Genomic DNA, 24,420 nt, shown 5'->3' with positions numbered 1-24,420 from the left:
TGGAATGTTCGACCTTGCACGCTCATGCTCTCTTGCAGCTCTCGCATTGCTCTGCCTCGGCGGAGCGCCGGTTCATGCCCAAGTGGCGCCGCTGCGATACTGGATTCCCGGCGGGCCTTTCGGCCTTGGGGGCGCTGCCGGCCTGAGCTCCGACACCTATGGCAACTTTGCGGGCTTCAACGCCGGAGAGGCCGATTGGCGCACGAGCTCTGCAAACGGGTTCTTCGTCGGTCGCGAACGCGGCAATCTCGGATTGAACGGCTTCAACCAGGCGGGCTCGCTCGGCAATTTCAGCGCGCTCTCTTATGACAGCACGCAGTTCGGCTATCAGATGAAGACCGCGGGCGGCATGCCCGTCACTTTCTTTGCCGGCTTCGACACGCTGAAATACGGCAACGGCATCGGCAGCTCATTGGCGCCGCTCACCCCCGGCGCCGGGCCCGGCTATGGCGGGTTTGCGGGTGTCGAATTCAAGCCGACCTCAAATCTCAGCCTGTCGTTCGGCGTCGGCTACAGCCAGCAGGATTCGGGGCGCATGGACAGCGATATCAGATCGAACATGCTGCCCGGCGAATCGCCGGCGCTGAGCGGCCTGCGGCGCTAGGATCGCATCACCAGCTCCGGCGGACGCCGCAGCGATTTCGGCAGGATCGGGCCGGTGCCGAAGCGCATCACGATGTCGGGGCGCCGTTCGCCGAGACCGAGCCGGGTCGCGAATTGCTGCCTCAGGGCTGCGACCTCGACCGGCTGGTTGACGAAGGAATATTTCAGTCCCAGCGCGGTCGCCTGCAAGCCGAAGCGCTGGCAGGCGCGGCCGACCGCGATCCAGTGCGAGGTGTCGCTGCGATCGGCAGCAAGCACCACGACACCGGCGGAGCTGCCGAGCTGCTCGCGGTATTTCTTGTTTTCTCCGCTCTCGGTGAAGAACAGCTTCAGAAGCGGCCGTGCCATCCAGGACGGCAACGCTGGATTTCCCGATGCGGGCGCGAACAATCCGTCCATCGTCGCGACCGCCTCGGCCTCGTTGAAGCGGATCCAGCTGGCGAGCTCGCGCATGAACGCCTGGTCGCGCATCTGCGCCGAATTGCCGTCGAGCACATAGTCGGCGACCTCAGCCATTCTCGCCCGCTCGGTGATCAGGATCGCCGCGACGCCAGGCTCGCGGCAGGCGTTTTCGAGCTGGCGCAGGATCTCGGGCGCGGCAGGCTTGCCGGCGAAGGTCGCGCGGGTGCATTGCCTGACGGGAATTGCTTCAGTGAGGGCCGAAGCGGCAGGAGCGGCCTCGTCGAGCGTGATCACGATGCGATCGCCGTCGACGACCGGATCGGCGCGCCAGCCCAGCGTGGCCGCGGCGAGGATGAGGTTTTCGGCGGCACAGCCGAGACTGACGAAGAGATGATGATCGTCGGGATCGACGGCCGGGCAGCGCCGCGCGACATCAGGCGCAATCGTGATGACATTGCCGCGGACGGAGAAGATCCACGGCTGAGTGTTGTGGCTGTTGGCCGCAAGCGTCGCAAAGCGAACGAGCTCGCGATCCCTCGGTGTGGCTCGCAGCGGAGCCCGTGACGAGCTGACGGCTTCGTCATAGGTCATCGCCGCCAGCGCGGCAGAAGGGCCGCCGATCGCCGCCGCAGAAAGCCCGAGCGCGGCCGTGATGAATTGTCGCCGGTTGGCCACCCCTGTCCGCTCCGCTTCGATTGCGCGAAGGCATTGTTAGCCCCGGCCGAGGGCGGAGCGATTGACCAGTATCAAGGTTGCCGGCTTTGCAGCCTACCGCGCGAACCGCGCCACCAGCTCGACATGCGGCGTGTGGCGGAACTGGTCGACCGGCACCACGGACTCCAGCCGATAGCCGCCGTCGATCAAGAGCCGCGCGTCGCGGGCAAAGGTCGCGGCGTTGCAGGACACCGCGATGACGACCGGCACCTTGCTCGCCGCAAGCTTCAGCGCCTGCGCCTGCGCGCCCTGGCGCGGCGGGTCGAACACCACGGCGTCGAAGTCCCGCAGCTCCTGCGGCACCAGCGGGCGGCGGAACAGGTCGCGCGGTTCGCACTTGATCGGCTTCAGGCTAGGTGTGCGCGCAGCTTTGGCCAGCGCCGCGATGGCGCCGGCGTCACTGTCATAGGCGGTGACGCGCGCCTTCTCCGCGAGCCTGAGCGCAAACGGACCGACGCCGCAGAAGAGGTCGAGCACCTCCTTGGCCTTGCCGATGCGGTCCGTGACGAGTGCCGCGAGCGTCTCCTCGCCTGCCACCGTCGCCTGCAGGAACGAGCCCGGCGGCAGCGTCACCTCGGCGCGGCCCATCCTCACCGTCGGCGGCAGGCGTTGCAGCACCAGCTCGCCATGCCGGGTCAGCCGCGCCAGGCGGTGCTGCTCGGCGACGCGCGACAGCGCGGTGACCAGCGCCGTCGGCAGCGGGCCGGAGCCGCGCACGTCGACATCGAGGCCATTGGCGGTCGCGGTGACCTGGATATCCAATGGCTTGGTCACCGGCATCTTGGACGTCAGCGGCTCGGCGAGCGCCCAGGCGGCATCGAGTGCGCCCTCGAGCGCGGGATCGAGGATCGGACAACGATGGATCGGGATGACGTCGTGAGAGCTCGCAGCCGAGAAGCCGACCTTGAGGATATCGTGTGTGCCGAACCGGCCGTGCAGCGTGATGCGTCGGCGCCCGGCGCCGTGGGCGTCGACCAGCGGCGCCACCTCGCAATCGATGCCGGCCTGCGCCAGCGTTTCGATCACGATATTGCGCTTCCAGGCTCGATACGGCTCGGTCGCCCAATGCTGGATGGCGCAGCCGCCACACACGCCGAAATGCGGGCAGAATGGCTCGACGCGTTCCGGGCTTGCGACCTCCACCGCCAGCAGCTTGCGCCGGTCGGGATGATGGCCTGCGACGTGATCGACCTCGACGGTCTCGCCGCCGAGCGTATAGGGCACATAGATTGCTTCGCCGGCGTCGAGGCAGACGCCGTCGCCGCGATGGCCGACATGATCGATCGTGATGCGCTCAACCACGGCGCGCGCCCAGGAAGAATTCGATATTGCCGTCGCCGCCCGTGATCGGCGAGGGAAATATGTCGATCTCGGTGCAGCCGAGCGACGCCGCAAAGGCCGCGATGTCGTCGCAGATCTCCCGGTGTATGGCGGCATCGCGGATGATGCCCTTCTTGTTGTGCTTCCTGTCAGCCTCGAATTGCGGCTTGATCAGCGCCAGCAGGCTCATCGGCGCGGCCGCCAGCGACAGCGCCACCGGCAGCACTGATTTCAGCGAGATGAAGCTGACGTCGATGACGACGACATCGGGGCGCGCCGGCAGGCGCTTGCCCTCATAGCTGCGGATGTCGGTCTCCTCCATCGATACGATCTTCGGATGATCGCGCAGCGAGGGATGCAGCTGGCTTGTGCCGACATCGATGGCGAACACCAGGCTCGCGCCGTTCGCCAGCAGCACCTCGGTGAAGCCGCCGGTGGAGGCGCCGACGTCAAGGCAGACATGGTCCTCGATCTCGATCGGGTACCGCTCCAGCGCCCCGGCGAGCTTGACGCCGCCGCGGGAGACGTAAGGGTGCGCCGGCTCGGCCTGGATCACCGCATCCTCGGCGATCGTCTCCGACGGCTTTGCGACCTGCTTGTCGTCGGCCGTGACGAGGCCGGCTTCGATGGCCGCGCGAGCTCGCGCCCGGCTCTCGAACAGGCCGCGCTCGACCAGCAATACATCCGCGCGCTTGCGGGCAGGGGGCATCGGATCTCCGACGGACGACTAAAAAGCTTATGTAGCGATCAATCGCGCGGCCGCCATCCGGACGCAAGTCTCGAACGCGGTGAGATCGTGCCAGACGTCGATCGGCATAGTGGCCGGTGTCACCAGCGGGCAGCCGTGCAGCTCCAGCGCATGGATCATCATGAGGTTGTCGACGAGGCCGAAATCTTCGACCGCCAGCCCCTGTGCATCGACCAGCCGACCATCCTCGGACACGACGTCCATGAAGCGACTGAGGCGGTCGGCATAGACGGCGCCGTCGTTGGAATAAGCCAGGCAGAATTTGCGGCGGCCGGCCATGTAGCCGAGCTCGTAGACGGTGCCGGGATCGGCGCCGGCGCCCCGGAACGGGGTGAGGTTGGCGATGATCGCGTCGGCATCGTCCATCATCGCCTCGTTGCCGCAAAAGATTTGCCGCGAGGCGTCACGCGCGGTGAGGTCGATCGCATTGTCGAGGGGATAAAGGCCGGTAAGTCCGTGCGCGGCGCAGATTTCGACCTTGCGCCGGCCGATCTCGACCGCATCCGGCAGGAACACGTCGGGGCCTGCCAGATAGATTTTCATCGCGCGACCGATTGAGAAGGCATCGGAGTTGCCGCGACGTCGGCGGTGCAAAACCTCTCCAAGGGGAGAGGTCGCGCCGAAGGCGCAGGTGAGGGGTTACGCTCTCACGTGGGACCTGAGCCCCTCAGCCGGATTGCACTGGACGACGCTTCGCATCGCCAGGAGCAATCCGACCTCTCCCTACGGGAGAGGTGGGGTTCAGCGTCTGCCGCGACAATCAAGCCAGCTTGACCGTCTCGGTTTTCACGTCCTTGCCGAGCGCCTCGAACACCTTGGCGACGATGCCCTTGGCGTCGAGGCCGGCGCGGGCGTACATCGCGGCCGGGGTGTCGTGGTCCTGGAACACGTCGGGCAGCACCATCGAGCGGAACTTGACCATGCCGCTGTCGAGCACGCCCTGGTCGGTCAGGTACTGCGCGACATGCGAGCCGAAGCCGCCGATCGAGCCTTCCTCGATCGTGATCAGGATCTCATGATCGCGCGCGAGCTTGAGCACCAGCTCGGTATCCAGAGGCTTCATGAAGCGCGCATCGGCGATCGTGGTCGACAGGCCGTGGGCGGCGAGCTCGTCGGCGGCCTTCTCGCATTCGGCGAGGCGCGTGCCGAAGGAGAGCAGGGCGATCTTGCTGCCCTGGCGGATCATGCGGCCCTTGCCGATCTCGAGCGGAATGCCGACCTCGGGCATCTCGATACCGCGGCCTTCGCCGCGCGGATAGCGCAGCGAGCTCGGACGGTCGTCGATCGCGACCTGGGTCGCCACCATGTGCACCAGCTCGGCTTCGTCCGCCGCCGCCATGATCACCATGTTGGGCAGGCAGCCGAGATAGGCGTTGTCGAACGAGCCGGCATGGGTCGCACCGTCGGCGCCGACGAGGCCGGCGCGATCGATGGCGAAGCGGACGGGCAGGCTCTGGATCGCGACGTCGTGGACGATCTGGTCGTAGCCGCGCTGCAGGAAAGTCGAGTAGATCGCGCAGAACGGCTTGTAGCCTTCGGTCGCAAGGCCCGCGGCAAAGGTCACCGCGTGCTGCTCGGCGATGCCGACGTCGAAGGTGCGGTCGGGGAAGGCCTTGTTGAAGATGTCGACGCCGGTGCCCGAGGGCATCGCCGCGGTGATGGCGACGATCTTGTCGTCCTTCTGCGCTTCCTTGACGAGGCTCTGGCCGAACACGTTCTGATAGGCCGGCGCGTTCGGCTTGGCCTTGGCTTGCGTGCCGGTCGCGACGTCGAACTTGACGACGGCGTGGTACTTGTCGGCGGAGGCTTCCGCGGGGCCGTAGCCCTTGCCCTTCTGCGTCACGACGTGGACCAGGATCGGGCCGGTCTCCATGTCGCGGACGTTCTTCAGCACGGGCAGCAGATGGTCGAGGTTGTGGCCGTCGATCGGGCCGACATAGTAGAAGCCGAGCTCCTCGAACAGCGTGCCGCCGTCCATCATGAAGCCGCGGGAATATTCCTCGACGCGATTGGCGCGGTTGGCGAGGATCTTGGGCAGGCGCTTGTTGATCTGCTTGGCTGCATCGCGCAGCGTGCGATAGGTCTTGCCGGAGTAGAGGCGCGACAGATAGGCGCTCATGGCGCCGACCGGCGGCGCGATCGACATGTCGTTGTCGTTGAGAATGACGATCAGGCGCGAGTTCATCGCACCGGCATTGTTCATGGCTTCATAGGCCATGCCGGCCGACATCGCGCCGTCACCGATCACGGCGATAACGTTGTTCTTGCCGCCGGAGAGGTCGCGCGCCACGGCCATGCCGAGGCCGGCGGAGATCGAGGTCGAGGAATGCGCCGCGCCGAACGGATCGTAGTCGCTCTCGCTGCGCTTGGTGAAGCCGGACAGGCCGCCGCCGGTGCGCAGCGTGCGGATGCGGTCGCGCCGGCCGGTGAGGATCTTGTGCGGATAGGCTTGGTGGCCGACATCCCAGATCAGCCGGTCGCGCGGCGTATCGAAGACGTAATGGATCGCGGTGGTGAGCTCGACCACGCCGAGGCCCGCGCCGAAGTGACCGCCGGTCACCGAGACGGCATCGATGGTCTCCTGCCGCAGCTCGTCGGCAACCTGGCGAATCTGCTCGACCTTGAGCTTGCGCAGATCTTCCGGCGTCCGGATGGTGTCGAGAAGCGGCGTCTTACTGTATGCGTTCACGGCGATTTCCAATTTGTCAGCACCGGAAGGTCATTCCGGTGCGCGATGGGTTTGCACAATATCGGCGCAGCGCGAGTCCTATAACCGTCGGAGCCACCTGCACGGGGCAAGGCCCCGCCTTCAAGCTTAGGTAAGCTTAAGTGTGCTCCGGTTCAGTCTCTGTGATCCCTGTCACTTAGATCGGCTTCGTCCGTCCCAAGCCAATTTCATTAGCAGTTTGAAGCGCTTGTCGTCGGTAATCGGTGCCCACGCAAGGCTTACAAAAAGCCACACTCCGCGCAGCTTTACACCAAAGCTTGGGCCAAAGCCAACCCGCTGGGCCGATTAGGGGTATGCAGGTGCAACTCGCGGACCAGAAGTGGTTAACCTCGGTGCGGGGTAAGGGGTTCCGGCCTTGCTCGGTTCTTGGCAGCTTTTTGGCCCGAGTATGGGCTTTTCTCGCTCTCAACGACCCGATTCGAAGGCGGGGACGTATCGATCCACCGCCAGGGAACCGCATGCCGGTCGGGAACTGCGCACTGCGATAAGGACGCAGCGGCCACGCTCACCGCGAAGACATTCTATGCGGACCTGCGTCGCGCTCTTGCACGGCCCTGGGGAGTCAGAAGGCTGAGCGGGAGAGCACTCTTTTTACTGGACGTCGAGCGGCGCCGTGCCGGTGGCCTGGCCGCTGGCATCGGTGGTGATCTTGTCGACGCGCGCCTCGGCTTGGCGCAGCAATTCCTCGCAACGCCGCTTCAGGGCCTCGCCGCGCTCGTAGATCGTCACGGATTCCTCGAGCGGCACCTTGCCATCCTCGAGCCGCTTCACGATCGTTTCGAGTTCCTCGATCGCGCGCTCGAAGGTGAGCCTGGAGACGTCGACTTGAGTATTTTCGGCCATATCCGTTTCCGATTGCCCGATTCGCTTCACCTTGGAGAAAGCAGAGTTTTGCGGGCGTAATGTGGCGGGTGGGTCAAGCGCCCATCAGGGCGCCGACATGCGCCGTAACAGATTCTTTCAGTCCCTGCAGGTCATAGCCGCCCTCGAGCACCGAAACAACGCGGCCGCCAGCGGTCTTGTCGGCGAGATCCATCAGCTTGCGCGTCACCCAGGCATAGTCCTCCGCGCGCAGGTTGAGCGAAGCCAGGGGATCGCGATAATGCGCATCGAAGCCGGCCGAGATGATCAAGAGCTCGGGGCTGAATTTCTCGAGCTGCGGCAGGATCAGATTCTCGAACGCGACGCGGAATTCCGGGCCGCCGTCCTCGGAGGCGAGCGGCGCATTGACGATGGTGTCGTGATCGCCGCGCTCGCTTTTAGCGCCGGTGCCCGGAAACAGCGGCATCTGGTGCGTCGAGCAGTACATCACGGTCGGGTCTGACCAGAAGATGTCCTGCGTGCCGTTGCCGTGATGCACGTCGAAGTCGACGATGGCCGCCCGCTTGATGCCGTATTTGCGCTGCGCGTGGCGCGCGGCGATCGCGACGTTGTCGAAGAAGCAGAAGCCCATCGGCTTGCCGATCTCGGCGTGATGTCCGGGCGGGCGGACCGCGACGAAGGCGTTGCGATGCTCGCCGGCCATCACCGCTTCGGTCGCCGCAACCGCGCCGCCGACGCCCCGCATCACCGCCTCCCACGTGCCGGGGGACATCGAGGTGTCGCCGTCGATGTAGACCTGACCGCTGGTCGGCGCGATGTGGCGCAGCTCGGTGACGTAATGCTCGTTGTGGCAGAGCGTGACGAGATCGAGATCGCCCTCCGGCGCTTCCTCGCGCGCCAGGAACTGGAAGCGCTCATGCGACAAGGCTTCTTCCACCGCGCGCAGGCGATCCGGCCTTTCAGGGTGTCCCGGCGGCGTGACATGGTCGAGGCAGGCCTTGTGGGAAAGGAGAAGCGTGCTCATCAGGTCGGCCTCACGGAAAACGGGCTTTTGGCGTCGTTGGCCCATTCGGCGCCAAAACGCAATGCAAAACCCAATCTAGGCGCTTGGCCGGGAATGGCAAAGGGCTGCCCGCTTGATCCGGATCAATTCACACGCAGGATGCGCCTGGGCGGCAGCGGACCGACCGGCCCGTGCGCCCGGAAGAACGCGAACAGCGCGTCCGCATCGTAACCGCCGTATTGTGGCGCGGTGCCCTGTTTGGCGACGGTAAACCCGTCTCCGCCGACGGCGAGATAATCGTTGAGCGTGACGCGGTAGCCGCTTCCCGGCTCGATCGGCCTGCCGTTGAGTGTCATCCGCTCGAGGCTGACGCGCTCGCCGAACGGCTTTGAAGCATCCCAGGTATAGGCGAAGCCGTTCGACACCTGGAGAATCCGCGGCCGCTTCGGGTCCAGCCATTGCTGCTCGAGCAAGTCCTTGAGCTGGCTGCCCGTCAGCGTCATGGTGACGAGGCGGTTGCGGAACGGCTGGCTGGCGAAGACGTCGCCGAACGTGATCGCGCCATTCTCCTTCGGAACGATGTCGGTGCGGATGCCGCCGGGATTGGTGAGCGCGATGACGGCGCTGCCATCCTTGGCATCGCGGGTTGCGAGCAATTGCGCGTCGGCGATGATATCGCCGAGCGCGCTTTCGCCGGCCTCGTTCGGCACGCGCGACAATGTCTGCGTCACCGAGCCGGCGGGCCGGTTGGCGATCGGCGCGGAGAGCTTGTCGTAGGCCTCGATCAATGCGGTCTGCTCGGGATCCCTGGCCAGCGAGGCATTGGCGACGATCACGTTCTCGGCTTTCGCGCCGACGATGTCGCGCGTTGCGGGATCGAGCTTGAGGTCGATCGCAGTGACGAGCGTGCCGTATTTGTCGCCGCTGGTGACGAGCCGCCCGTCGATATCGCAGATGTAGGCGCGGTGGGTGTGGCCGCTGACGACGACGTCGACGGCAGGATCGAACTTCCTGACGATGTCGACGATCGGTCCCGTGATGGCAGGGCATTCATTGTAGTCGCCGGCGGGCTCGCCGCCCTGGTGGATCAGCACCACGATCGCTTCGACGCCGCGCGCCTTCAGCTGCGGCACCAGCGCGTTCACCGTCTCGGCCTCGTCGCGGAATTCGAGCCCGGCGATGCCCGCTGGCGAGACGATGCCGGCGGTCTCCTTCAAGGTCAGGCCGATGAAGCCGACGGGGATGCCGTCGAACTCCCTGATCTCGTAGGGCGGCAGCACGCTCTTGCCGGTCGCGGTCTCGACGGTGGAGGCCGCGAGATAACGGAATTTGGCGCCCGTGAAGGGATGCGGCCCCTGGCAGCCGTCGACGGGATGACAGCCGCCGTTCTGCATGCGCAGAAGCTCGGTGTTGCCCTCGTCGAATTCGTGATTGCCGACCGAGCTGATCGCAAGGCCCATCATCGAGAGCGCCTCGATCGAGGGCTCGTCGTGAAACATCGCCGACAGAAACGGGCTCGCGCCTATCAGGTCGCCCGCGGCGACGAAGATGGCGTTCTTGTGCCCGTCGCGCAGCTGCTTCAGCAGCGTCGCCATGTACTCGGCGCCGCCGGCCGCCACCGTCACCTTCTTGGACTTGTCCTCGGGGTCGTTGATGCGGATGCCGCCCGGCGGCGGCCGCAGATGGCCATGGAAATCGTTGATGGCGAGAATGCGCAGCTCGACGGGGGCTGCGCTCTGGGCCGCAGCGGGGAGGGTGCCGGTGAGAGCGAGGACGAAGCAAGCCAGGCGGAGAGGATGTCGCATGGAGTTAGACTATTCGTTCGGCGCAAAGATTTCACGAAGGTTGTTGTCGTCATTTTTGGGGCACGTGCAGCGTCGTTCCCCGAGAATCCCATCATCGCACGAGCCGTGCCGCTCGATGAATGCCATGCCCGTTACGTGCCGCAACAATTAGCTACAATGTTTCATTTGAAAAACCGTTGGTTGTGGGGCACGATCCGGCCCCGTTCCCTTCAGGCAGACCGTCAGATTGATGATTGCCGCCCCCCGGATCGACGAATCCTCGCCGTATTATCGCGGCTGGCGGGTCGTGCTGGCGTGCTTCCTGATGGCCTTCTTCATGTTCGGCTTCGGCCTCTACGGCCAGGGCGTCTATCTCGCCGAGTTGCAGCGCGCTCACGGCTGGCCGGGCACGCTGATCTCCGCGGCCAGCACCTTCTCGTTTCTCCTGACCTCCGTGCTCGTCATCTTCACCGATGACCTGCTCGAGCGCATCGGGCTGCGCGCGTTGATCCTGTGCGGCCTGACGGCGCTCGGCGCTTCGACCGTGCTGCTGGCGCTGATGCAGACGCCCTGGCAGCTTTATCTCGCCTATGCGCTGATGTCGGTCGGCTGGACCGGCATGGGCACGGTGGTGATCGCGACCGTGCTGAATTCCTGGTTCGAGCAGCGGCGCGGCCTCGCGCTCAGCCTTGCCTTCAACGGCGCGACTTGCGGCGGCATCATCCTCGTCCCGCTGCTGCTGTCGCTGACCGGCAGCATCGGTTTCCGGTCTGCGATGCTGACGGCGACGCTCGCGATGATGGTGCTGGTGCTGCCGGCGGTCGTGACCTTCGTCGGCTGGCCCGCAGGGACAGCGCCTGCAGCGGGCGGACGTTCCTCCGGCTCAGCGCCGGTTCGCTCGCGCAAGGCGGTGCTCGCCAACGCGGCGTTCTGGACCATGGTGCTGCCGATCGCGCTCGCGCTGCTGGCGCAGATGGGTTTCATCGTCCACCAGGTGGCGTTTCTCGAGCCGCTGATCGGCCGCGCCGCCGCAGGGCTTGCCGTCACCATCATGGCGGCGATGGCGATCGTCGGGCGCCTCTCCCTCGGCCTGTTCGTCGACCGGCTCGATGCCCGGCTCGCCTGTTCTGTTTCGATGACGAGCCAGGCGGCTGCGCTGTTCGTGGCTCTGCAAAGCACGAGCCCGACCGTGCTGCTGGCCTGCTGCGCCGTCTACGGCTTCTCGATGGGGAACATGATCACGTTCCCGCCCTTGATCATCCAGCGCGAGATCGGTGCTTCGGCCTTTGCGACCGCGGTGGGCCTGGGCACCTCGATCAGCGGCATCGTTAGCGCCTTCGGCCCCGGTGTCGTCGGGCTCGTGCGCAGCTTGACCGGCAACTACACGACCGCATTCGCACTGTGCGTGGTGCTCAATCTCGTGGCCGCCGGAATCGTGTTGTGGCGGCCGAGGAGAAGGCTGCAAGATTCGCACACTCTATCACCGTCGCCCTGAGGCGGTCGCTTCTTCAGCGGCCCTCGAAGGATGACGGGAGCGACAGACAACTAGCTACCCAGCAACGCCGCATCCGCCGCTGCGACCGATTCCGCGCTCTCCGTCACGGTGCGCTCGAGCGCGCCGGCCTGCACCGCGATGTTCTCGGCGAAGAAGCGCGCCAGCGCGACGTAGCGCGGCGCATCGCCAAGGCCTTCGGCCTTGGCGGCGAGCGCCTCGGAGGCGAGCAGGCAGCCGCCGAGCGTCGCGCCGAATTGCTGCAGATAGGGCGTCGCCCCCGCAAGCGCGTCGTTCGGAGCGGAGGCAACGCGCTCCAGCAGCCATTTGCTGGTGCGCGTGAGCGCCTCCAGGGCCTCGCGCAGCTTGGTGCCGGTGGTGCCGAAAGCGGGATCGTTGGAGGCCTCCACCTGCTTGACCGTTGCCGAGAGCTCGTCGAGCAGCGCCCACACCGATGCGCCGCCATTGGCAGCTAACTTGCGCGTGACGAGATCGATCGCCTGAATGCCGTTGGTGCCTTCGTAGATCGCGGTGATGCGGGCATCGCGGTAGTGCTGGGCCGCGCCGGTCTCCTCGATGAAGCCCATGCCGCCATGCACCTGCACGCCAAGATAGGCGACCTCGTTGCCGATATCGGTGGAGTAGGCCTTGGCCATCGGCGTCAGCAACGCCGCGCGCGCGGCGGCTTCAGTGCGCACCTTCGGATCCTTGGCACGGGTCGAGACGTCGATCGCGACGGCCGTCGCATAGCAGATGGTGCGCGCGGCCGCGGTCTGCGCCCGCATCCGCATCAGCATGCGCTTGACGTCGGGATGCACGAAGATCGCATCCGAGCCGTCGCCTTTCTTGCCGACCGCGCGGCCTTGGCGGCGCTCCTGCGCATACGACAGGGCCTGCTGGTAGGCCCGGTCGGCAACGCCGACACCCTCCAGGCCGACGCCGAGGCGGGCCTGGTTCATCATCGTGAACATGCAGCGCATGCCCTGGTTCTCTTCACCGATCAGATAGCCGATCGCGCCGCCATGATCGCCCATGGTCATGGTGCAGGTCGGCGAAGCATGCATGCCGAGCTTGTGCTCGACGCCGCTCGCATAGATGTCGTTGCGCGGCCCCAGCGAGCCGTCCGCATTGACCATGAACTTGGGAACGAGGAACAGCGAAATTCCTTTGGTGCCGGCGGGCGCATCGGGCAGACGCGCCAGCACGAAATGCACGATGTTGTCGGTCATGTCGTGCTCGCCATAGGTGATGAAGATCTTCGTCCCCTTGATGCGATAGGTGCCGTCCGCCTGCTTTTCGGCGCGGGTGCGCAGCGCGCCGACGTCGGAGCCGGCCTGCGGCTCGGTCAGCTGCATCGTGCCGGTCCATTCGCCGGAGACGAGCTTTTCGAGATAGATCTGCTTCAGCTCGTCGCTGCCGTGGGCGTCCAGCGCCTCGATCGCCGACGCCGTCAGCAGCGGGCAGAGGCCGAAGGCGACGTTGGCCGCGCTCCAGATCTCGGTGCAGGCGGCGTTGATCGCGAGCGGCAGGCCCTGGCCGCCGAAATCTTCCGGGCCGGACACCGCGTTCCAGCCGCCCTCGGTCCAGCGCTTGTAGGCGTCAGGCCAGCCCGGCGCGGTCGTGACCTTGCCACCCTCGAGCTTGATGCCGTGTTCATCGCCGACCTTGTTGAGCGGCGCCAGCACGTCGGATGCGAACTTGCCGGCTTCCTCCAGCACGGCGGCCGCGAGGTCGGCGTCGAAATCGCCGTAATGGCCGGCCTCCAGGGCGGCCTTGAGGCCCGCGCCATGGTTGAGCGACAGCAGCATGTCAGAAATCGGCGCGCGGTAGGTCATGGCTCACTCCCCGAGAACAGATATTGGCGCCGTATTCCCATGAAACGGGAGCGGTCTCAACTGCCGGGACGCCGGATGCCTAGCCGGAACGGGCAGGGCCGTTGGGGCCCAGAATAGAGTGTCAGCCGCGGGCCCTTTTTGCCCCTCCAGGCGGTTGAAATGCTGCGCCGCTCCCTATAGACCGGGCTACGACCGACGGGAATCTGCGGTGGCCGGTTCTGCCCGTTCCGTTCGTCGTCTGTTGGGGCGTAGCCAAGCGGTAAGGCAGCGGATTTTGATTCCGCCATTCGGAGGTTCGATCCCTCCCGCCCCAGCCAGCATACAAGCTGTTGAGTTCGTTGGGTAAGCAGCTCCATTCCCGCCAAATTTTTGGCGCGTTTGGAAATTGAGCTTCTAATGCTTGGTCCAGAATCGAACTAAGCGACGTTCTGCATCACATGGACACTATTGGGTCTTTCCGTGGCTTTGATCGCAATATAAACCGCATAGGCTACTCGGGGAGACCTCTTACGCGCTGTCGTAGAACAGAGAGTTATGGCGAGCAAATCGGATAGTCAGTTGAGCTGATGCGCTTCTGCACCAGAGGGGCGTCAAGCTGTAGTTCGCCCAGCCGATGGCGCAGAGTTAGCCGCAGTGGCGCTGCGGCCGTTGTGGGGGAAACGCGGCTAGTCGCCGTTACGCCGCTTTCCTGCGGGGCTTCGGCTTTGCTTTTTTGTCAAGCAAGACCCTCTCTGGAGCCGGGCGCGCGCCTGGACCAGGGTGGACATGAACTTCCTTGGCTGAAAGCGGCTCGCCGCATTCCGAGCACACCATCACGGGGTCGAACATCTTTCCGCAGTTGCGGTGCTCATGCAGCAGGGGACGTCCGCGTTCGTCGACCATGTGCGTGTCGCCCCAATGTACGAGCGCCATCATGATCGGATAGAGGTCGAGGCCCTTTTGCGTCAGGATATACTCGTGGCGTTTAGGCGACTCCTGATAGGGAATGCGGCGCAGGACGCCCTGCCGCACCAGCTTCTTCAACCGCTCGGCGAGCAAATGCCGTGTGATTCCAAGCGCTGACTGAAAACCCTCGAAGCGGCGCGTGCGCAGGAAGCATTCGCGGAGAATCAGAAGAGTCCAGCGGTCGCCAATCACACCGATGGTGCGAGCCATCGAACACGGCTCTTCCTCAAGTTCATCCCATTTCATTCTGCTCTCCGGTCGACCGGCGCCTGTTCCGCTCGAATCAGGGGGAAGCGGCAGCACGCTTACACCATTCTAGATAGGTACTAAAGGGGATACAATCCCCCGCCGGTCGTCCGAAACCTCGTGATTTCATAGCAGATTTGACAGTTCAATTTTAGAACTATAGAAATGAGTGACAGCCTGCGTTCGGCCTAGAAGATCACTCAAATCTGACCAACATCGCGCCCTGCGGGAGGAGCTGACATGTCCCTCAAAGTTGAATTCCTGTTCGATTTCGGCAGTCCGAATGCTTACCTCGCGGAACTGGCGCTTCCGGGAATCGAACGGCGCACCGGCGTGAAATTCGAATATGTCCCGATCCTGCTCGGCGGCATCTTCAAGGCGACCGGCAACATGTCCCCGTTCGATTCCCTTCGTGGCATCAAGAACAAGCCGGAATACCAGGCTCTAGAGACCCAGCGCTTCATTCGCCGCTACGATGCAACGAAGTTCAGGTCCAATCCTTTTTTTCCGGTCAATACGCTGATGTTGATGCGCGGTGCCGTCGCGGCGCAATTCGAAGGCGTGTTCGAACCCTATTTCCGCGCGGCCTACCACCACATGTGGGAGGAGCCAAAGAAGATGGATGACCTCGAAACCTTCCGAGCGGCATTCATCTCCTCAGGCCTCGATATCGATCGGTTGCTTGCGCGTGCGCAGCAGGACGACGTCAAGAAGGGGCTGATTGATCGAACCACCGACGCCGTCAACCGCGGCGCATTCGGCTCGCCGACCTTCTTCGTTGGAAAGGAGATGTTTTTCGGCAAGGACCAGCTTCGCGATGTGGAGGAGTCGATCGTCGAGCAGATCGGCCAGCCCGTTTCGAAGACGGCCTGAGGCCAGAAGCTGGAGCTTTTGCAGAGCCGGGCAGACGTCCGCGCGCCTGCATGACGAAAGCTCAGTCGGCCTTATAACGAAACCAATTCAGGGAGAATGTCATGCCCGGTCCCCTCAACGGCGTTCGCGTCCTCGATTTGACAGGCGTCGTGTCGGGCCCGTTCGCGACCATGTTCCTGGCGGATCAGGGCGCGGACGTCCTGAAGATCGAGCCGATCGGCGGTGACATTACGCGGCGCAGCCGCGCCACCATCGACAAGGAAGGCGAGTTCTCGGCACTGTTCATTTCGTCAAATCGCGGCAAGCGCTCGCTCGCCATCGACGTCAAGAGCGAGGCCGGCCGTGAGGTTCTGGCCAAATTGGTCGCGAAGGCGGATGTGCTGGTGCAGAATTTCCGGCCCGGCACCATGGAGCGCCTCGGTCTCGGCGTCGAAGAGTTGCGCCAGCGCCATCCGCGCCTGATCTATGTCTCGATCAGCGGTGTTGGCGACTCCGGACCTTATGTGAAGAAGCGTGTTTACGACCCGATCATTCAGGGCCTGTCGGGCTTTGCCGATATCCAGTCGCAGCCGGTTACGAACCGTCCGCAGATGATCCGGACTATCGTCTGCGACAAGACAACCGCCGTGTTCACCGCCCAGGCGGTGGCGGCAGCCCTCTACGCGCGCGAGAAGACAGGGCAGGGTGATCACATCCAGGTCGCCATGCTGGACGCGATGATCTCCTATTTGTGGCCGGAAGGCATGATGCAATACACGGTGGTGGGGGCCGAGGCCACTGCTGCAGATCCCAACGATCGGCCGGATCTCGTGTTCAAGACCAGCGACGGCTACATCACCGCCGGTACCATTTCCGATTCCGAATGGCAGGGTTTTTGCCAGGCGTCCGGCGATCCGGAGCTTGCCAGGGATCCCCGTTTCTCGACGCCGGCGGCGCGCTCCGTCAACGCCACGGCACGTATCAACAAGATGGCGGAGTATATCAGCCAGCACACCACCGCCGAATGGCTGGAGCGTCTGGACGCCGCCGACGTCCCCTGTTCGCCGATCCTGCGACGGGGCGAGATCATTCACAATGAACAGGTGGTCGCCCGCGATATCATTGCCGAGTTCGACCAGCCGAAGGTGGGGCGGGTGCGGCAGCCGAAGCCAGCGGCGCGTTTTTCGGTCAACGAGGCCACGATCGGCGGGCCTGCTCCCAGGGTCGGCGAGCACTCCCGCGACGTGTTGCACGAACTTGGGTACGACGATGGCGCCATCGACAAGATGATCGCCGAGCGCAGCGTGCGCGTCGCGGTCTAACCGCGAAACCCGTTGGCGATGTCTTCTAGGCCTTCGTCGGCGCCGGCGTGATCGGCGCCATGGGAACATTCGCTGCAACGGCTCGCTGGAACGCTTCGCGTTTCCGGATGCTCTCGAGATAAGGCTGAGCGTTGTCGCAAATGCCGACGCCATAGGCGATAGCCCACTCGAGGCACGTCGTGAGCAGGATGTCTGCGCTCGTAAAACGGTCACCCATCAGGAATTTCCGGCCGTCTCCGAGCGCGACTTCAACATGGCGCAACTGCTGGCGGAAATACTCGCCGGCCTGGGCAACGACCTCGGGTGCGATGCCGTAGATCGGTCCGAGCGCGTCAGCCCGATGGCGGCGCATCACGTAAAGGCTCGTGGAATCCAGCTCCGCGACGATGAAGAAGCACCATTCCAGCCACGCGGCATACTCGCGCGGGGCGTCCGGAATCAGCGATCGATCCGGCGTGGAATACATGCGCGACAGGTAGGCAACGATCGCTGCGCTCTCGCCGATGCAGAAATCGCCATCTTGAAGCAGCGGGATCTTCTGGCGCGGATTGAGCTTCGAGTATTCTGCGGTCTTGGTTTCGCCGGTTCGTGGGCCAATGGGCCTTGTGTTGTAGGCCAAGCCCAGTTCGTGCATGGCCCAGTGCGGACGAATGGTGCGACTCGTTCCAACGCCCCACAGGGTCAGGTCTGGTGTCGCATTCATATTACCATTTCTCCACGGACGGACGGAGATCGAGTTCGTGGGTCCAGCCATCTTTGCTCTGCTGGTGGGTGAACCAATAGGCTTCGGCTATGGAAGACGTCTTGGTCAGGCTATCGGGCGGAATGTCGCTTGCTTCGATGCCCTTCGCCGCCTTCATGCGCTGGTGAATCGCCTCGCTATCCACGCCGGCGTCGATCAGGAGATGCACGACGTGGATGTTCTTCGGTCCAAGCTCGCGCGCCATCGCCTGGGCCACTGCACGAAGGCCGAACTTCGCTGATGAAAATGCTGCAAATCCCGGGCCGCCACGCACGCTTGCCGTCGCACCCGTAAAGAAGATGGTGCCGCGTCCGCGCGACAGCATCACGCGGGCCGCCTCACGTCCAACCAGGAAACCACCATAGCAGGCGAGTTCCCAGGCCTTGAAGAACAGCTTCTCCGTGGTCTCGAGCAGGGGCTTGTTGACGTTCGAGCCGGCATTGTAGAGACAAACCTCGACAGGCCCGTGCTCTTTCTCGACTCGCGCGAAAATGCCTTGGACGTCTGCTTCCTGACGCGCATCCACGCTGAATGCGTGAACATCATGCCCCGCATCCCTCAGCTCGGCCACGAGTCCCTGTGATTTGGACGCATCGCGCCTGCAGATGCAAACCGTATAGCCGCCTTGGGCAAAACGCCGGGCGACCGCCGCGCCAATGGCATCGCCTGCGCCAACAAGTATCGCTACACCGCGGCTCGCTGCCATCCTCGATCCTCCCTTTAAGTTCTTATTTGATACTATAGACTAGCTGCCGGATGATGCGTTGTAAACGGAGGTTCTTAGGAGCCGCGCAGAAAAAAAAGCTACTCGCGGATGGATCTTCCGTTCGACTCCGGGAAAGACCGACGACGATTTATCGATTGACGAGTTCTAAAAAAGAACTATAAGTCGAAGACAAGTGTGCCGCATTGCAACGTCGGCATGGTCGGTCGGGAGGTCAGTCGTGGCGGAGCTTTCAGAGACGATCAGTGTCGACGAGATCGCTGCCGGCTTGCCGAGCCGAATCGATAAAGTCACGGCAGGACCGGTTGCCAGAGCGCCCGACCGGATTGCGCTCGTCGAAGACGGGGCCTCCTGGAGCTATCGAGATCTGGAGCAGCGCGTTGGCGAGATCGCCACCGTTCTCTCCTCGCTGGGGATCAGGGCCGGCGATCGGATGATCATCGTCAGCGAGAACTGTATTGCGCTTGCTGCTTTGCTGCTGGGGGCGAGCCGGCTCGACGCCTGGGCGATCGTCGCCAACCCGCGCTTGGCGGCGCGCGAACTGGACCAGATCCGCGATCACAGCGGCGCCCGACGGATGTTGTTTACGTCGGGTATTTCGAAGGAGGCCGCTGCTCACGCCTCTCGCTATGGCGCCGAGAGCCGGCGAATTGGCCCGCTGCCGGATATTGGTGTTGGCCCGCTCAACGAAAGCGCGTCAGTCCAGCCCGTGGAGACCGATCCAGCAAGGCAAGTCGCGGTTTTGATCTACACGTCAGGGACGACCGGAACTCCCAAGGGCGTGATGCTCTCGCATGACAACCTGCTGATCAGCGCAAAGACCACCGCGTACTTCCGCAGGATGAACGAGAACGACAAGATCTATCTTGTGTTGCCGATCTCGCATATCGTCGGCATCTCGCTCCTGATCATGACGCTGATGGTTGGCGGCACGGTGCGGATGGTCAGCAAATACGATCCGGCCGCGACTGCAAAGGCCATCGCGGAGGAGGGCGTCACCATTCTCAATGGCGTGCCTGCCACCTATCAGCGCCTGCTGGAGTACAAGAGCGTATCAGGCGTGGAACAACTCCCCCGAGGCTCGTTGCGCTTGATCGCCGTCGCCGGCGCGCCGCTGGATTTGAACCTGAAGGTGCGCGTGGAAAAGGAGTTCGGGCTTCCCTTGCTCAACGGCTACGGGATCACTGAATGTTCGCCGGGAATATCAGGGGTACGTTTCGATAGGCCACGTTCCGATCAGGCGGTTGGCACGCTGCTGCCAGGCGTGGAGGCGCGGGTGCGAACCATCGAAGGATTTCCGACGGCAGTAGGCGAAGTCGGCGAGCTGCATGTTCGCGGGCGCAACGTGATGCTGGGCTACTATCGTGCCCCCGAGCTTACCGCGAAGGTGGTTGATAGCGAGGGCTGGTTCAATACCGGCGATCTCGCGCGTTTCGACGGCGACTGTCTGTACATCGTCGGCCGCACCAAGGAAATGATCATTCGTTCCGGTTTCAACGTCTATCCCGCCGAGGTCGAAGCAGTCCTCAACTCACATAAAGACGTCGTGCAATCCGCTGTGGTTGGTCGTGCCGCGGACGGCAATGAGGAGATCGTGGCCTTTGTGCAATTGCTGCCGGGATCCCGCACGACACCAGAGACGCTGATGCATTTCGTCAGATCTCAGCTTACGTCTTACAAGCGGCCGTCCGAAATCGTCATCCTCGAGGCCTTGCCGGCGACATCGACTGGCAAGATACTCAAACACAGGCTCGCGGAGTCCTTGCGCGAAGGCGCAACCCCTGCGATGCAGGCGCCCGAATTCCGCAGGCAACATATCTAACTTTACCGGGAGGACATCTTGCAAAAGAGAAACGCAACGGCGGCCGTGATAGGCGCGGGTGACTTCATCGGCGGCGAGATCGCCAAGAAATTCGCAGCAGAAGGCTTTACGGTCTTCGCCGGTCGTCGTAACGGCGACAAGCTGGCTCCGCTCGTCAGGGATATCGAGGCTGCCGGCGGAGAGATCCAGGCCCGTTCGCTCGATGCTCGCAAGGAAGACGAGATCATCTCCTTTCTCAACGATGCAGACAAGCATGCGCCGCTGGAAGTCTGCATCTTCAACATCGGGGCGAACGTGAACTTCCCGATTCTGGACACCACAGAACGCGTCTTCCGCAAGGTCTGGGAAATGGCATGCTATTCCGGTTTCTTGGCCGGTCGCGAGGCCGCCCGCCTCATGCTGCCGCGCGGGGGCGGCAACATCTTCTTTACGGGGGCGACCGCCTCGCTCCGCGGCGGCAGCGGGTACGCCGCTTTCGCAAGCGCCAAGTTTGGCCTTCGCGCGGTCGCGCAGGCCATGGCCCGCGAGCTTGGCCCGAAAAATATTCACGTCGCGCATCTCATCATCGATTCCGGCGTGGACACCGAGTGGGTTCGGCAACGCCGGCTGGAGGCTCTCGGGCCCACCGCGCTGGATGATCCGGACGCCTTGATGCCTCCGGCCTCCGTCGCGACATCCTATTGGCAGCTCTACCAGCAACCGAGAAGCGCATGGACGTTCGAGCTGGAGATCCGTCCCTTCGGCGAGAAGTGGTAGCGGAGCCTGCTGCGATGGAGCTCAAGCTTTCCCGCGAGGATGCCGCGTTTCGTGACGAGGTGCGCAGTTTCATTGCGCAGAACTATCCGCCGGAAATGCGCGTTCCCAATCCGGAGACCGACCTGACCAAGGAGCAGTCGCTGCTCTGGCACCGGATCCTGCACAAGAAGGGCTGGATCGCGCCGCTCTGGCCCAAGGAGTATGGCGGCCCAGGCTGGTCGGTCACGCAGCGCTTCCTGTTCGAGCAGGAGACGTCTCGCGCAGGCACGCTGCCGCCGCTCGCCTTCAGCGTGACCATGGTCGGGCCGGTGATCTACACCTTCGGCAACGAGGCGCAGAAGAAGAAGTTTCTGCCGCGGATCCTGTCCGGCGAGGATTGGTGGTGCCAGGGCTATTCGGAGCCGGGTTCGGGCTCGGACCTCGCGACCGTCAGGACCAAGGCCGTGCGTGACGGCGACCACTACATCGTCAACGGTCACAAGACCTGGACGACGCTGGCGCAGCATGCCGACTGGATCTTCTGCCTGGTGCGGACCGATCCGAGCGCCAAGCCGCAATCCGGCATCTCCTTCCTGCTGATCGACATGAAGTCGCCCGGCGTCACCGTGCGGCCGATCATCACGATCGATGGCAGCCACGAGGTTAACGACGTCTTCCTCGAAAATGTCCGCGTGCCCGTCGAGAACCTGGTTGGCGAGGAGAACAAGGGTTGGACCTACGCCAAGTTCCTGCTCGGCAATGAGCGCACCAGCATGGCCGGCATCGGCCGGTCCACCCGCTACATCAACAAACTGAAACAGATCGTGAGGGCCGAGATACCGGTCGACGATCCCGCGCATCTCGAATTCCTGCGCGACATTGCCCGCATCGAGCTCGACGTGCTGGCGCTGGAAGCGACGGAGTTGCGCGTTGTCGCCCAGATGGCGCGCGGCATAGATCCAGGACCTGCGGCCTCGCTGTTCAAGATCCGCGGCACCGAGATATTTCAGAATATCACCGAGCTCACCCATCGCGCGATCGGCAATTACGGCCTGGCCATCCGCGAGCATCCGGTCAGCGCCAACCGCTTCATGCCCGGCCCCGACTACGGTCACACCGCGTCGGAAAAATATCTGAACGCGCGCAAGCTCAGCATCTACGGCGGATCCAACGAGATCCAGCGAAACATCATCGCCAAGGCCGTGCTTGGGCTCTAGCCACGACGGATCGAGAGGATCGGATGGATATTCAGTTCACGGAAGAGCAGGAATTGCTGCGATCCAGCGTCCAACGCTTGCTGCGAGACCAGTATGATTTCGAGGCGCGGCGCAAGATCGTGGCGAGCGAGGAAGGCTTCAGCCGGAAGCAGTGGGAGGGTTTCGCCGAGCTCGGCCTGCTCGCCGCACCGCTCTCGGAAGGCGCGGGCGGTCTCGGCGGGGGTCCGCTGTCGACCATGATCGTCATGCATGAGTTCGGCCGTCACCTCGTGGTCGAGCCTTTCGTCGAGACGGTGGTGCTGGCCGGCGGATTGATCGAGCATGTGGGCACGCCGGAGCAGCAGCAAAGCTTCATCCCTGAAATCATCGACGGCTCGAAGATCTGGACCTTGGCCCGGACGGAGAAGGGATCGCGCTTCGATCTGGCCAATGTCACGACCAGAGCGCGGCGCGGGGGGAGCGACTACGTCCTGACCGGCGCGAAGACCATGGTGATCGCCGCGCCCTGGGCCGACCATCTGATCGTCTCGGCGCGGACCTCCGGCGACGATCGTGACCGCGGCGGCGTCAGCCTGTTCGTGGTGGATCGCCGCGCGACGGGCGTCGATCTTCAGGGTTTCAGAACCATCGACGGTCGGCGGGCAGCGGAGGTCAGCCTGCGCGGCGTCCGCGGGCAATTGCTGGGAGAGGAAGGCGAGGGCCTTGCCGCGCTGGAAGCCTGCCGCGACCGCGCCATCGGCGCGCTCTGCGCGGAAGCCGTCGGCGCCATCGGTGAGTTGAACTCGGCGACGCTGGATTATTCGAAGACGCGCAAGCAGTTCGGCACCACCATCGGCTCGTTCCAGGTGCTGCAGCATCGGATGGTCGACATGTTCATCGCCCACCAGGAGGCGCTCTCTCTGATGCAGCATCTGAGCCTCAGCCTCGGCGGCGGCGATGCCGGCCTGTCGCGGCTCGCCTCCGGTGCCAAGTCGAAGATCGGCTATGCCGGCAGGTTCGTTGCCGACCAGGCGGTGCAGCTTCATGGCGGCATGGGAATGACCGACGAGCTCAATGTCGGGCACTATTTCAAGCGTATCTCCTCCATCAACATTCAGTTCGGCGACCCTGCGTTCCACGTGCTGCGTTACGCGCAGCTGGACGCGGCCGCGTAGGCAGAGAGGCCAGCATGACGACAGAAGCAGTCATCGTTTCCACCGCCCGAACGGCCGTCGGGAAGGCCTATCGCGGTGCGCTCAACAACACGGACGGCCCGACCATGGCCGGGCACGTAATGGCCGAAGCGGTGAAGCGCGCCGGCATCGCGCCCGGAGAAGTAGAAGACGTGGTCATGGGCTGCGCGATGCAGCAAGGCACCATGGTGATGAACGTGGCGCGCAAGGGCGCCATTCGCGCCGGCCTGCCCGTCACGGTGGCGGGCACCACCATCGACCGGCAATGCGCGTCCGGCCTGCAGGCCATCGCGGTTGCCGCGCGCTCGATCATGCTCGACGGGGTCGAGGTCGCGATCGGTGGAGGCATCGAGTCGATTAGCCTCGTGCAGAACGAGCATATGAACAAATTCCACGCCGTTGACGAAGAGCTGATGGCGATGAAGCCTGAAATGTACATGTCGATGCTCGATACCGCCGAGGTCGTTGCCGAGCGCTACAAGATCGGCCGCGACAAGCAGGACGAATACAGTCTCGAGTGCCAACGCCGCGTCGGCGCTGCGTTGCAGGCCGGCCGCTTCAACGACGAGATCGTGCCGTTCACGACCAGGATGGCGCTGGTCAACAAGGACACCAAGGAGGTCACCTACCAGCAGGTGACGCTCGCCAAGGACGAAGGGCCACGGCCGGAAACCACCGCCGAGGGCCTGGCCAAGATCAAGCCGGTGTTCGAGGGCAAAACCATCAGCGCAGGAAATGCCAGCCAGCTTTCGGACGGTGCCTCGGCCTGCGTGATCATGAGCGACAGGATTGCTGCCAGGAAGGGGCTGAAGCCACTCGGCATCTTCCGCGGCTTCGTTGCCGCCGGCGTCGAGCCCGACGAGATGGGCGTCGGCCCGGTCGCCGCGATCCCGCGCCTGCTCAAGCGCCATAACCTGAAGATCGACGACATCGACCTCTGGGAGCTGAATGAGGCTTACGCGGTGCAGGTGATCTATTGCCGCGACAAGCTCGGCATCGACCCCGACAAGCTCAACGTCAATGGCGGCTCGATCGCGATCGGCCATCCCTACGGCATGACTGGTTCGCGGCTCACCGGCCACCTGCTGATCGAGGGGCGTCGGCGCAAGGCGAAATACGGCGTGGTGACCATGTGCATCGGTGGCGGCATGGGCGCAGCCGGTCTGTTCGAAATCATCCACTGAGCGGCAAC

The 24,420-nt window shown here is 64.0% G+C and carries 21 protein-coding genes and 1 tRNA gene; 10 read left to right on the top strand and 12 right to left on the bottom strand.

Annotated features, from left to right (window positions below; all coding sequences use genetic code 11):
- Positions 1–4 precede the first annotated feature (4 nt).
- Positions 5–604, top strand: coding sequence for a hypothetical protein (locus ABIA45_RS16950; RefSeq protein WP_404652891.1), 600 nt, complete (start codon positions 5–7; stop codon positions 602–604).
- On the opposite strand, the gene ABIA45_RS16945 is transcribed toward ABIA45_RS16950, so the two are convergent.
- From ABIA45_RS16945 to ABIA45_RS16910, 8 genes are all read right to left on the bottom strand, one after another.
- Positions 601–1,680, bottom strand: coding sequence for an Acg family FMN-binding oxidoreductase (locus tag ABIA45_RS16945; RefSeq protein ID WP_404652890.1), 1,080 nt, complete (start codon positions 1,678–1,680; stop codon positions 601–603). The two genes, ABIA45_RS16950 and ABIA45_RS16945, sit on opposite strands and share 4 nt — an antisense overlap.
- Positions 1,681–1,773: 93 nt before the next feature.
- Positions 1,774–3,021, bottom strand: coding sequence for a class I SAM-dependent RNA methyltransferase (locus ABIA45_RS16940; RefSeq protein WP_404652888.1), 1,248 nt, complete (start codon positions 3,019–3,021; stop codon positions 1,774–1,776).
- Positions 3,014–3,748 (bottom strand): TlyA family RNA methyltransferase, encoded by a 735-nt coding sequence (locus ABIA45_RS16935; protein ID WP_271542473.1) that lies wholly within the window; start codon positions 3,746–3,748, stop codon positions 3,014–3,016. Before ABIA45_RS16935 ends, ABIA45_RS16940 begins: the two co-directional genes overlap by 8 nt.
- Positions 3,749–3,775: 27 nt before the next feature.
- On the bottom strand, positions 3,776–4,330 hold the full coding sequence (locus ABIA45_RS16930; RefSeq protein WP_404652887.1) for a nucleoside 2-deoxyribosyltransferase: 555 nt from the start codon (positions 4,328–4,330) through the stop codon (positions 3,776–3,778).
- A 217-nt stretch (positions 4,331–4,547) separates the two neighbouring features.
- Positions 4,548–6,476, bottom strand: a complete 1,929-nt coding sequence (dxs, locus tag ABIA45_RS16925; protein WP_271542469.1) for a 1-deoxy-D-xylulose-5-phosphate synthase — start codon at positions 6,474–6,476, stop codon at positions 4,548–4,550.
- Positions 6,477–7,106: 630 nt separating this feature from the next.
- Entirely contained in the window at positions 7,107–7,358 is a 252-nt protein-coding gene (locus ABIA45_RS16920; protein ID WP_008132970.1) for an exodeoxyribonuclease VII small subunit, read from the bottom strand.
- Between the two features lie 73 nt (positions 7,359–7,431).
- On the bottom strand, positions 7,432–8,361 hold the full coding sequence (locus ABIA45_RS16915; RefSeq protein WP_036004131.1) for a histone deacetylase family protein: 930 nt from the start codon (positions 8,359–8,361) through the stop codon (positions 7,432–7,434).
- Between the two features lie 122 nt (positions 8,362–8,483).
- Entirely contained in the window at positions 8,484–10,145 is a 1,662-nt protein-coding gene (locus ABIA45_RS16910; RefSeq protein ID WP_271542466.1) for a bifunctional UDP-sugar hydrolase/5'-nucleotidase, read from the bottom strand.
- A gap of 229 nt (positions 10,146–10,374) precedes the next feature.
- On the opposite strand from ABIA45_RS16910, the gene ABIA45_RS16905 reads away from it, so the two are divergent.
- Complete coding sequence (locus tag ABIA45_RS16905) at positions 10,375–11,619, top strand: MFS transporter (protein ID WP_271542464.1); 1,245 nt, start codon at positions 10,375–10,377, stop codon at positions 11,617–11,619.
- A 50-nt stretch (positions 11,620–11,669) separates the two neighbouring features.
- Here the strand turns inward: ABIA45_RS16905 and ABIA45_RS16900 are convergent, their stop codons facing one another.
- Positions 11,670–13,451: an acyl-CoA dehydrogenase gene (locus tag ABIA45_RS16900; protein WP_271542462.1), complete on the bottom strand. Its 1,782-nt coding sequence runs from the start codon at positions 13,449–13,451 to the stop codon at positions 11,670–11,672.
- Between the two features lie 242 nt (positions 13,452–13,693).
- Here ABIA45_RS16900 and ABIA45_RS16895 point away from each other — a divergent pair.
- Positions 13,694–13,768: transfer RNA gene (locus ABIA45_RS16895), tRNA-Gln, on the top strand.
- Between the two features lie 358 nt (positions 13,769–14,126).
- Here the strand turns inward: ABIA45_RS16895 and ABIA45_RS16890 are convergent.
- Positions 14,127–14,642: a helix-turn-helix domain-containing protein gene (locus ABIA45_RS16890; RefSeq protein ID WP_271542460.1), complete on the bottom strand. Its 516-nt coding sequence runs from the start codon at positions 14,640–14,642 to the stop codon at positions 14,127–14,129.
- Between the two features lie 240 nt (positions 14,643–14,882).
- On the opposite strand from ABIA45_RS16890, the gene ABIA45_RS16885 reads away from it, so the two are divergent.
- On the top strand, positions 14,883–15,515 hold the full coding sequence (locus ABIA45_RS16885) for a 2-hydroxychromene-2-carboxylate isomerase (RefSeq protein WP_271542458.1): 633 nt from the start codon (positions 14,883–14,885) through the stop codon (positions 15,513–15,515).
- Between the two features lie 101 nt (positions 15,516–15,616).
- Complete coding sequence (locus ABIA45_RS16880) at positions 15,617–16,816, top strand: CaiB/BaiF CoA-transferase family protein (protein WP_271542456.1); 1,200 nt, start codon at positions 15,617–15,619, stop codon at positions 16,814–16,816.
- A gap of 25 nt (positions 16,817–16,841) precedes the next feature.
- Here ABIA45_RS16880 and ABIA45_RS16875 read toward each other — a convergent pair whose 3' ends face one another.
- Both ABIA45_RS16875 and ABIA45_RS16870 read right to left on the bottom strand, forming a co-directional pair.
- A complete protein-coding gene (locus ABIA45_RS16875; RefSeq protein ID WP_404652885.1) occupies positions 16,842–17,519 on the bottom strand; it encodes a glutathione S-transferase family protein in 678 nt (225 codons plus the stop codon).
- A 1-nt stretch (position 17,520) separates the two neighbouring features.
- On the bottom strand, positions 17,521–18,264 hold the full coding sequence (locus tag ABIA45_RS16870) for an SDR family NAD(P)-dependent oxidoreductase (RefSeq protein WP_271542452.1): 744 nt from the start codon (positions 18,262–18,264) through the stop codon (positions 17,521–17,523).
- 238 nt (positions 18,265–18,502) lie between these two features.
- On the opposite strand from ABIA45_RS16870, the gene ABIA45_RS16865 reads away from it, so the two are divergent.
- Genes ABIA45_RS16865 through ABIA45_RS16845 form a run of 5 tightly spaced genes read left to right on the top strand, consistent with a single transcriptional unit; the run spans position 18,503 to position 24,412 of the window.
- Positions 18,503–20,104, top strand: a complete 1,602-nt coding sequence (locus ABIA45_RS16865; RefSeq protein WP_271542450.1) for a class I adenylate-forming enzyme family protein — start codon at positions 18,503–18,505, stop codon at positions 20,102–20,104.
- 18 nt (positions 20,105–20,122) lie between these two features.
- The gene (locus ABIA45_RS16860; protein WP_271542448.1) at positions 20,123–20,860 is read left to right on the top strand and encodes an SDR family oxidoreductase; all 738 of its coding nucleotides are present in this window, start codon (positions 20,123–20,125) and stop codon (positions 20,858–20,860) included.
- A 14-nt stretch (positions 20,861–20,874) separates the two neighbouring features.
- A complete protein-coding gene (locus ABIA45_RS16855; protein WP_271542446.1) occupies positions 20,875–22,056 on the top strand; it encodes an acyl-CoA dehydrogenase family protein in 1,182 nt (393 codons plus the stop codon).
- Positions 22,057–22,079: 23 nt separating this feature from the next.
- Positions 22,080–23,210 carry an acyl-CoA dehydrogenase family protein gene (locus ABIA45_RS16850; RefSeq protein WP_404652883.1) on the top strand — a complete coding sequence of 377 codons (1,131 nt, stop codon included), beginning with the start codon at positions 22,080–22,082 and terminating at the stop codon, positions 23,208–23,210.
- 14 nt (positions 23,211–23,224) lie between these two features.
- Positions 23,225–24,412 carry an acetyl-CoA C-acyltransferase gene (locus tag ABIA45_RS16845; protein ID WP_271542442.1) on the top strand — a complete coding sequence of 396 codons (1,188 nt, stop codon included), beginning with the start codon at positions 23,225–23,227 and terminating at the stop codon, positions 24,410–24,412.
- The last annotated feature ends 8 nt before the right edge of the window (positions 24,413–24,420 follow it).

Source organism: Bradyrhizobium sp. USDA 336 (assembly GCF_044908355.1).
Classification (GTDB): domain Bacteria; phylum Pseudomonadota; class Alphaproteobacteria; order Rhizobiales; family Xanthobacteraceae; genus Bradyrhizobium; species Bradyrhizobium yuanmingense.
The sequence above is the reverse complement of the archived record's forward strand: the minus strand, read 5'-3'. Positions and strand labels throughout refer to the sequence as shown.

Excerpts from the sequence above, each read along its gene's own strand:
- ABIA45_RS16850 (WP_404652883.1), top strand. The coding sequence starts at position 22,080 with ATGGATATTCAGTTCACGGAAGAGCAGGAATTGCTGCGATCCAGCGTC.
- ABIA45_RS16870 (WP_271542452.1), bottom strand. The coding sequence starts at position 18,264 with ATGGCAGCGAGCCGCGGTGTAGCGATACTTGTTGGCGCAGGCGATGCC.
- ABIA45_RS16915 (WP_036004131.1), bottom strand. The coding sequence starts at position 8,361 with ATGAGCACGCTTCTCCTTTCCCACAAGGCCTGCCTCGACCATGTCACG.
- ABIA45_RS16900 (WP_271542462.1), bottom strand. The coding sequence starts at position 13,451 with ATGACCTACCGCGCGCCGATTTCTGACATGCTGCTGTCGCTCAACCAT.
- ABIA45_RS16885 (WP_271542458.1), top strand. The coding sequence starts at position 14,883 with ATGTCCCTCAAAGTTGAATTCCTGTTCGATTTCGGCAGTCCGAATGCT.
- ABIA45_RS16920 (WP_008132970.1), bottom strand. The coding sequence starts at position 7,358 with ATGGCCGAAAATACTCAAGTCGACGTCTCCAGGCTCACCTTCGAGCGC.
- ABIA45_RS16880 (WP_271542456.1), top strand. The coding sequence starts at position 15,617 with ATGCCCGGTCCCCTCAACGGCGTTCGCGTCCTCGATTTGACAGGCGTC.
- ABIA45_RS16950 (WP_404652891.1), top strand. The coding sequence starts at position 5 with ATGTTCGACCTTGCACGCTCATGCTCTCTTGCAGCTCTCGCATTGCTC.
- ABIA45_RS16935 (WP_271542473.1), bottom strand. The coding sequence starts at position 3,748 with ATGCCCCCTGCCCGCAAGCGCGCGGATGTATTGCTGGTCGAGCGCGGC.
- ABIA45_RS16910 (WP_271542466.1), bottom strand. The coding sequence starts at position 10,145 with ATGCGACATCCTCTCCGCCTGGCTTGCTTCGTCCTCGCTCTCACCGGC.
- ABIA45_RS16930 (WP_404652887.1), bottom strand. The coding sequence starts at position 4,330 with ATGAAAATCTATCTGGCAGGCCCCGACGTGTTCCTGCCGGATGCGGTC.
- ABIA45_RS16855 (WP_271542446.1), top strand. The coding sequence starts at position 20,875 with ATGGAGCTCAAGCTTTCCCGCGAGGATGCCGCGTTTCGTGACGAGGTG.
- ABIA45_RS16845 (WP_271542442.1), top strand. The coding sequence starts at position 23,225 with ATGACGACAGAAGCAGTCATCGTTTCCACCGCCCGAACGGCCGTCGGG.
- ABIA45_RS16875 (WP_404652885.1), bottom strand. The coding sequence starts at position 17,519 with ATGAATGCGACACCAGACCTGACCCTGTGGGGCGTTGGAACGAGTCGC.
- ABIA45_RS16890 (WP_271542460.1), bottom strand. The coding sequence starts at position 14,642 with ATGAAATGGGATGAACTTGAGGAAGAGCCGTGTTCGATGGCTCGCACC.
- ABIA45_RS16905 (WP_271542464.1), top strand. The coding sequence starts at position 10,375 with ATGATTGCCGCCCCCCGGATCGACGAATCCTCGCCGTATTATCGCGGC.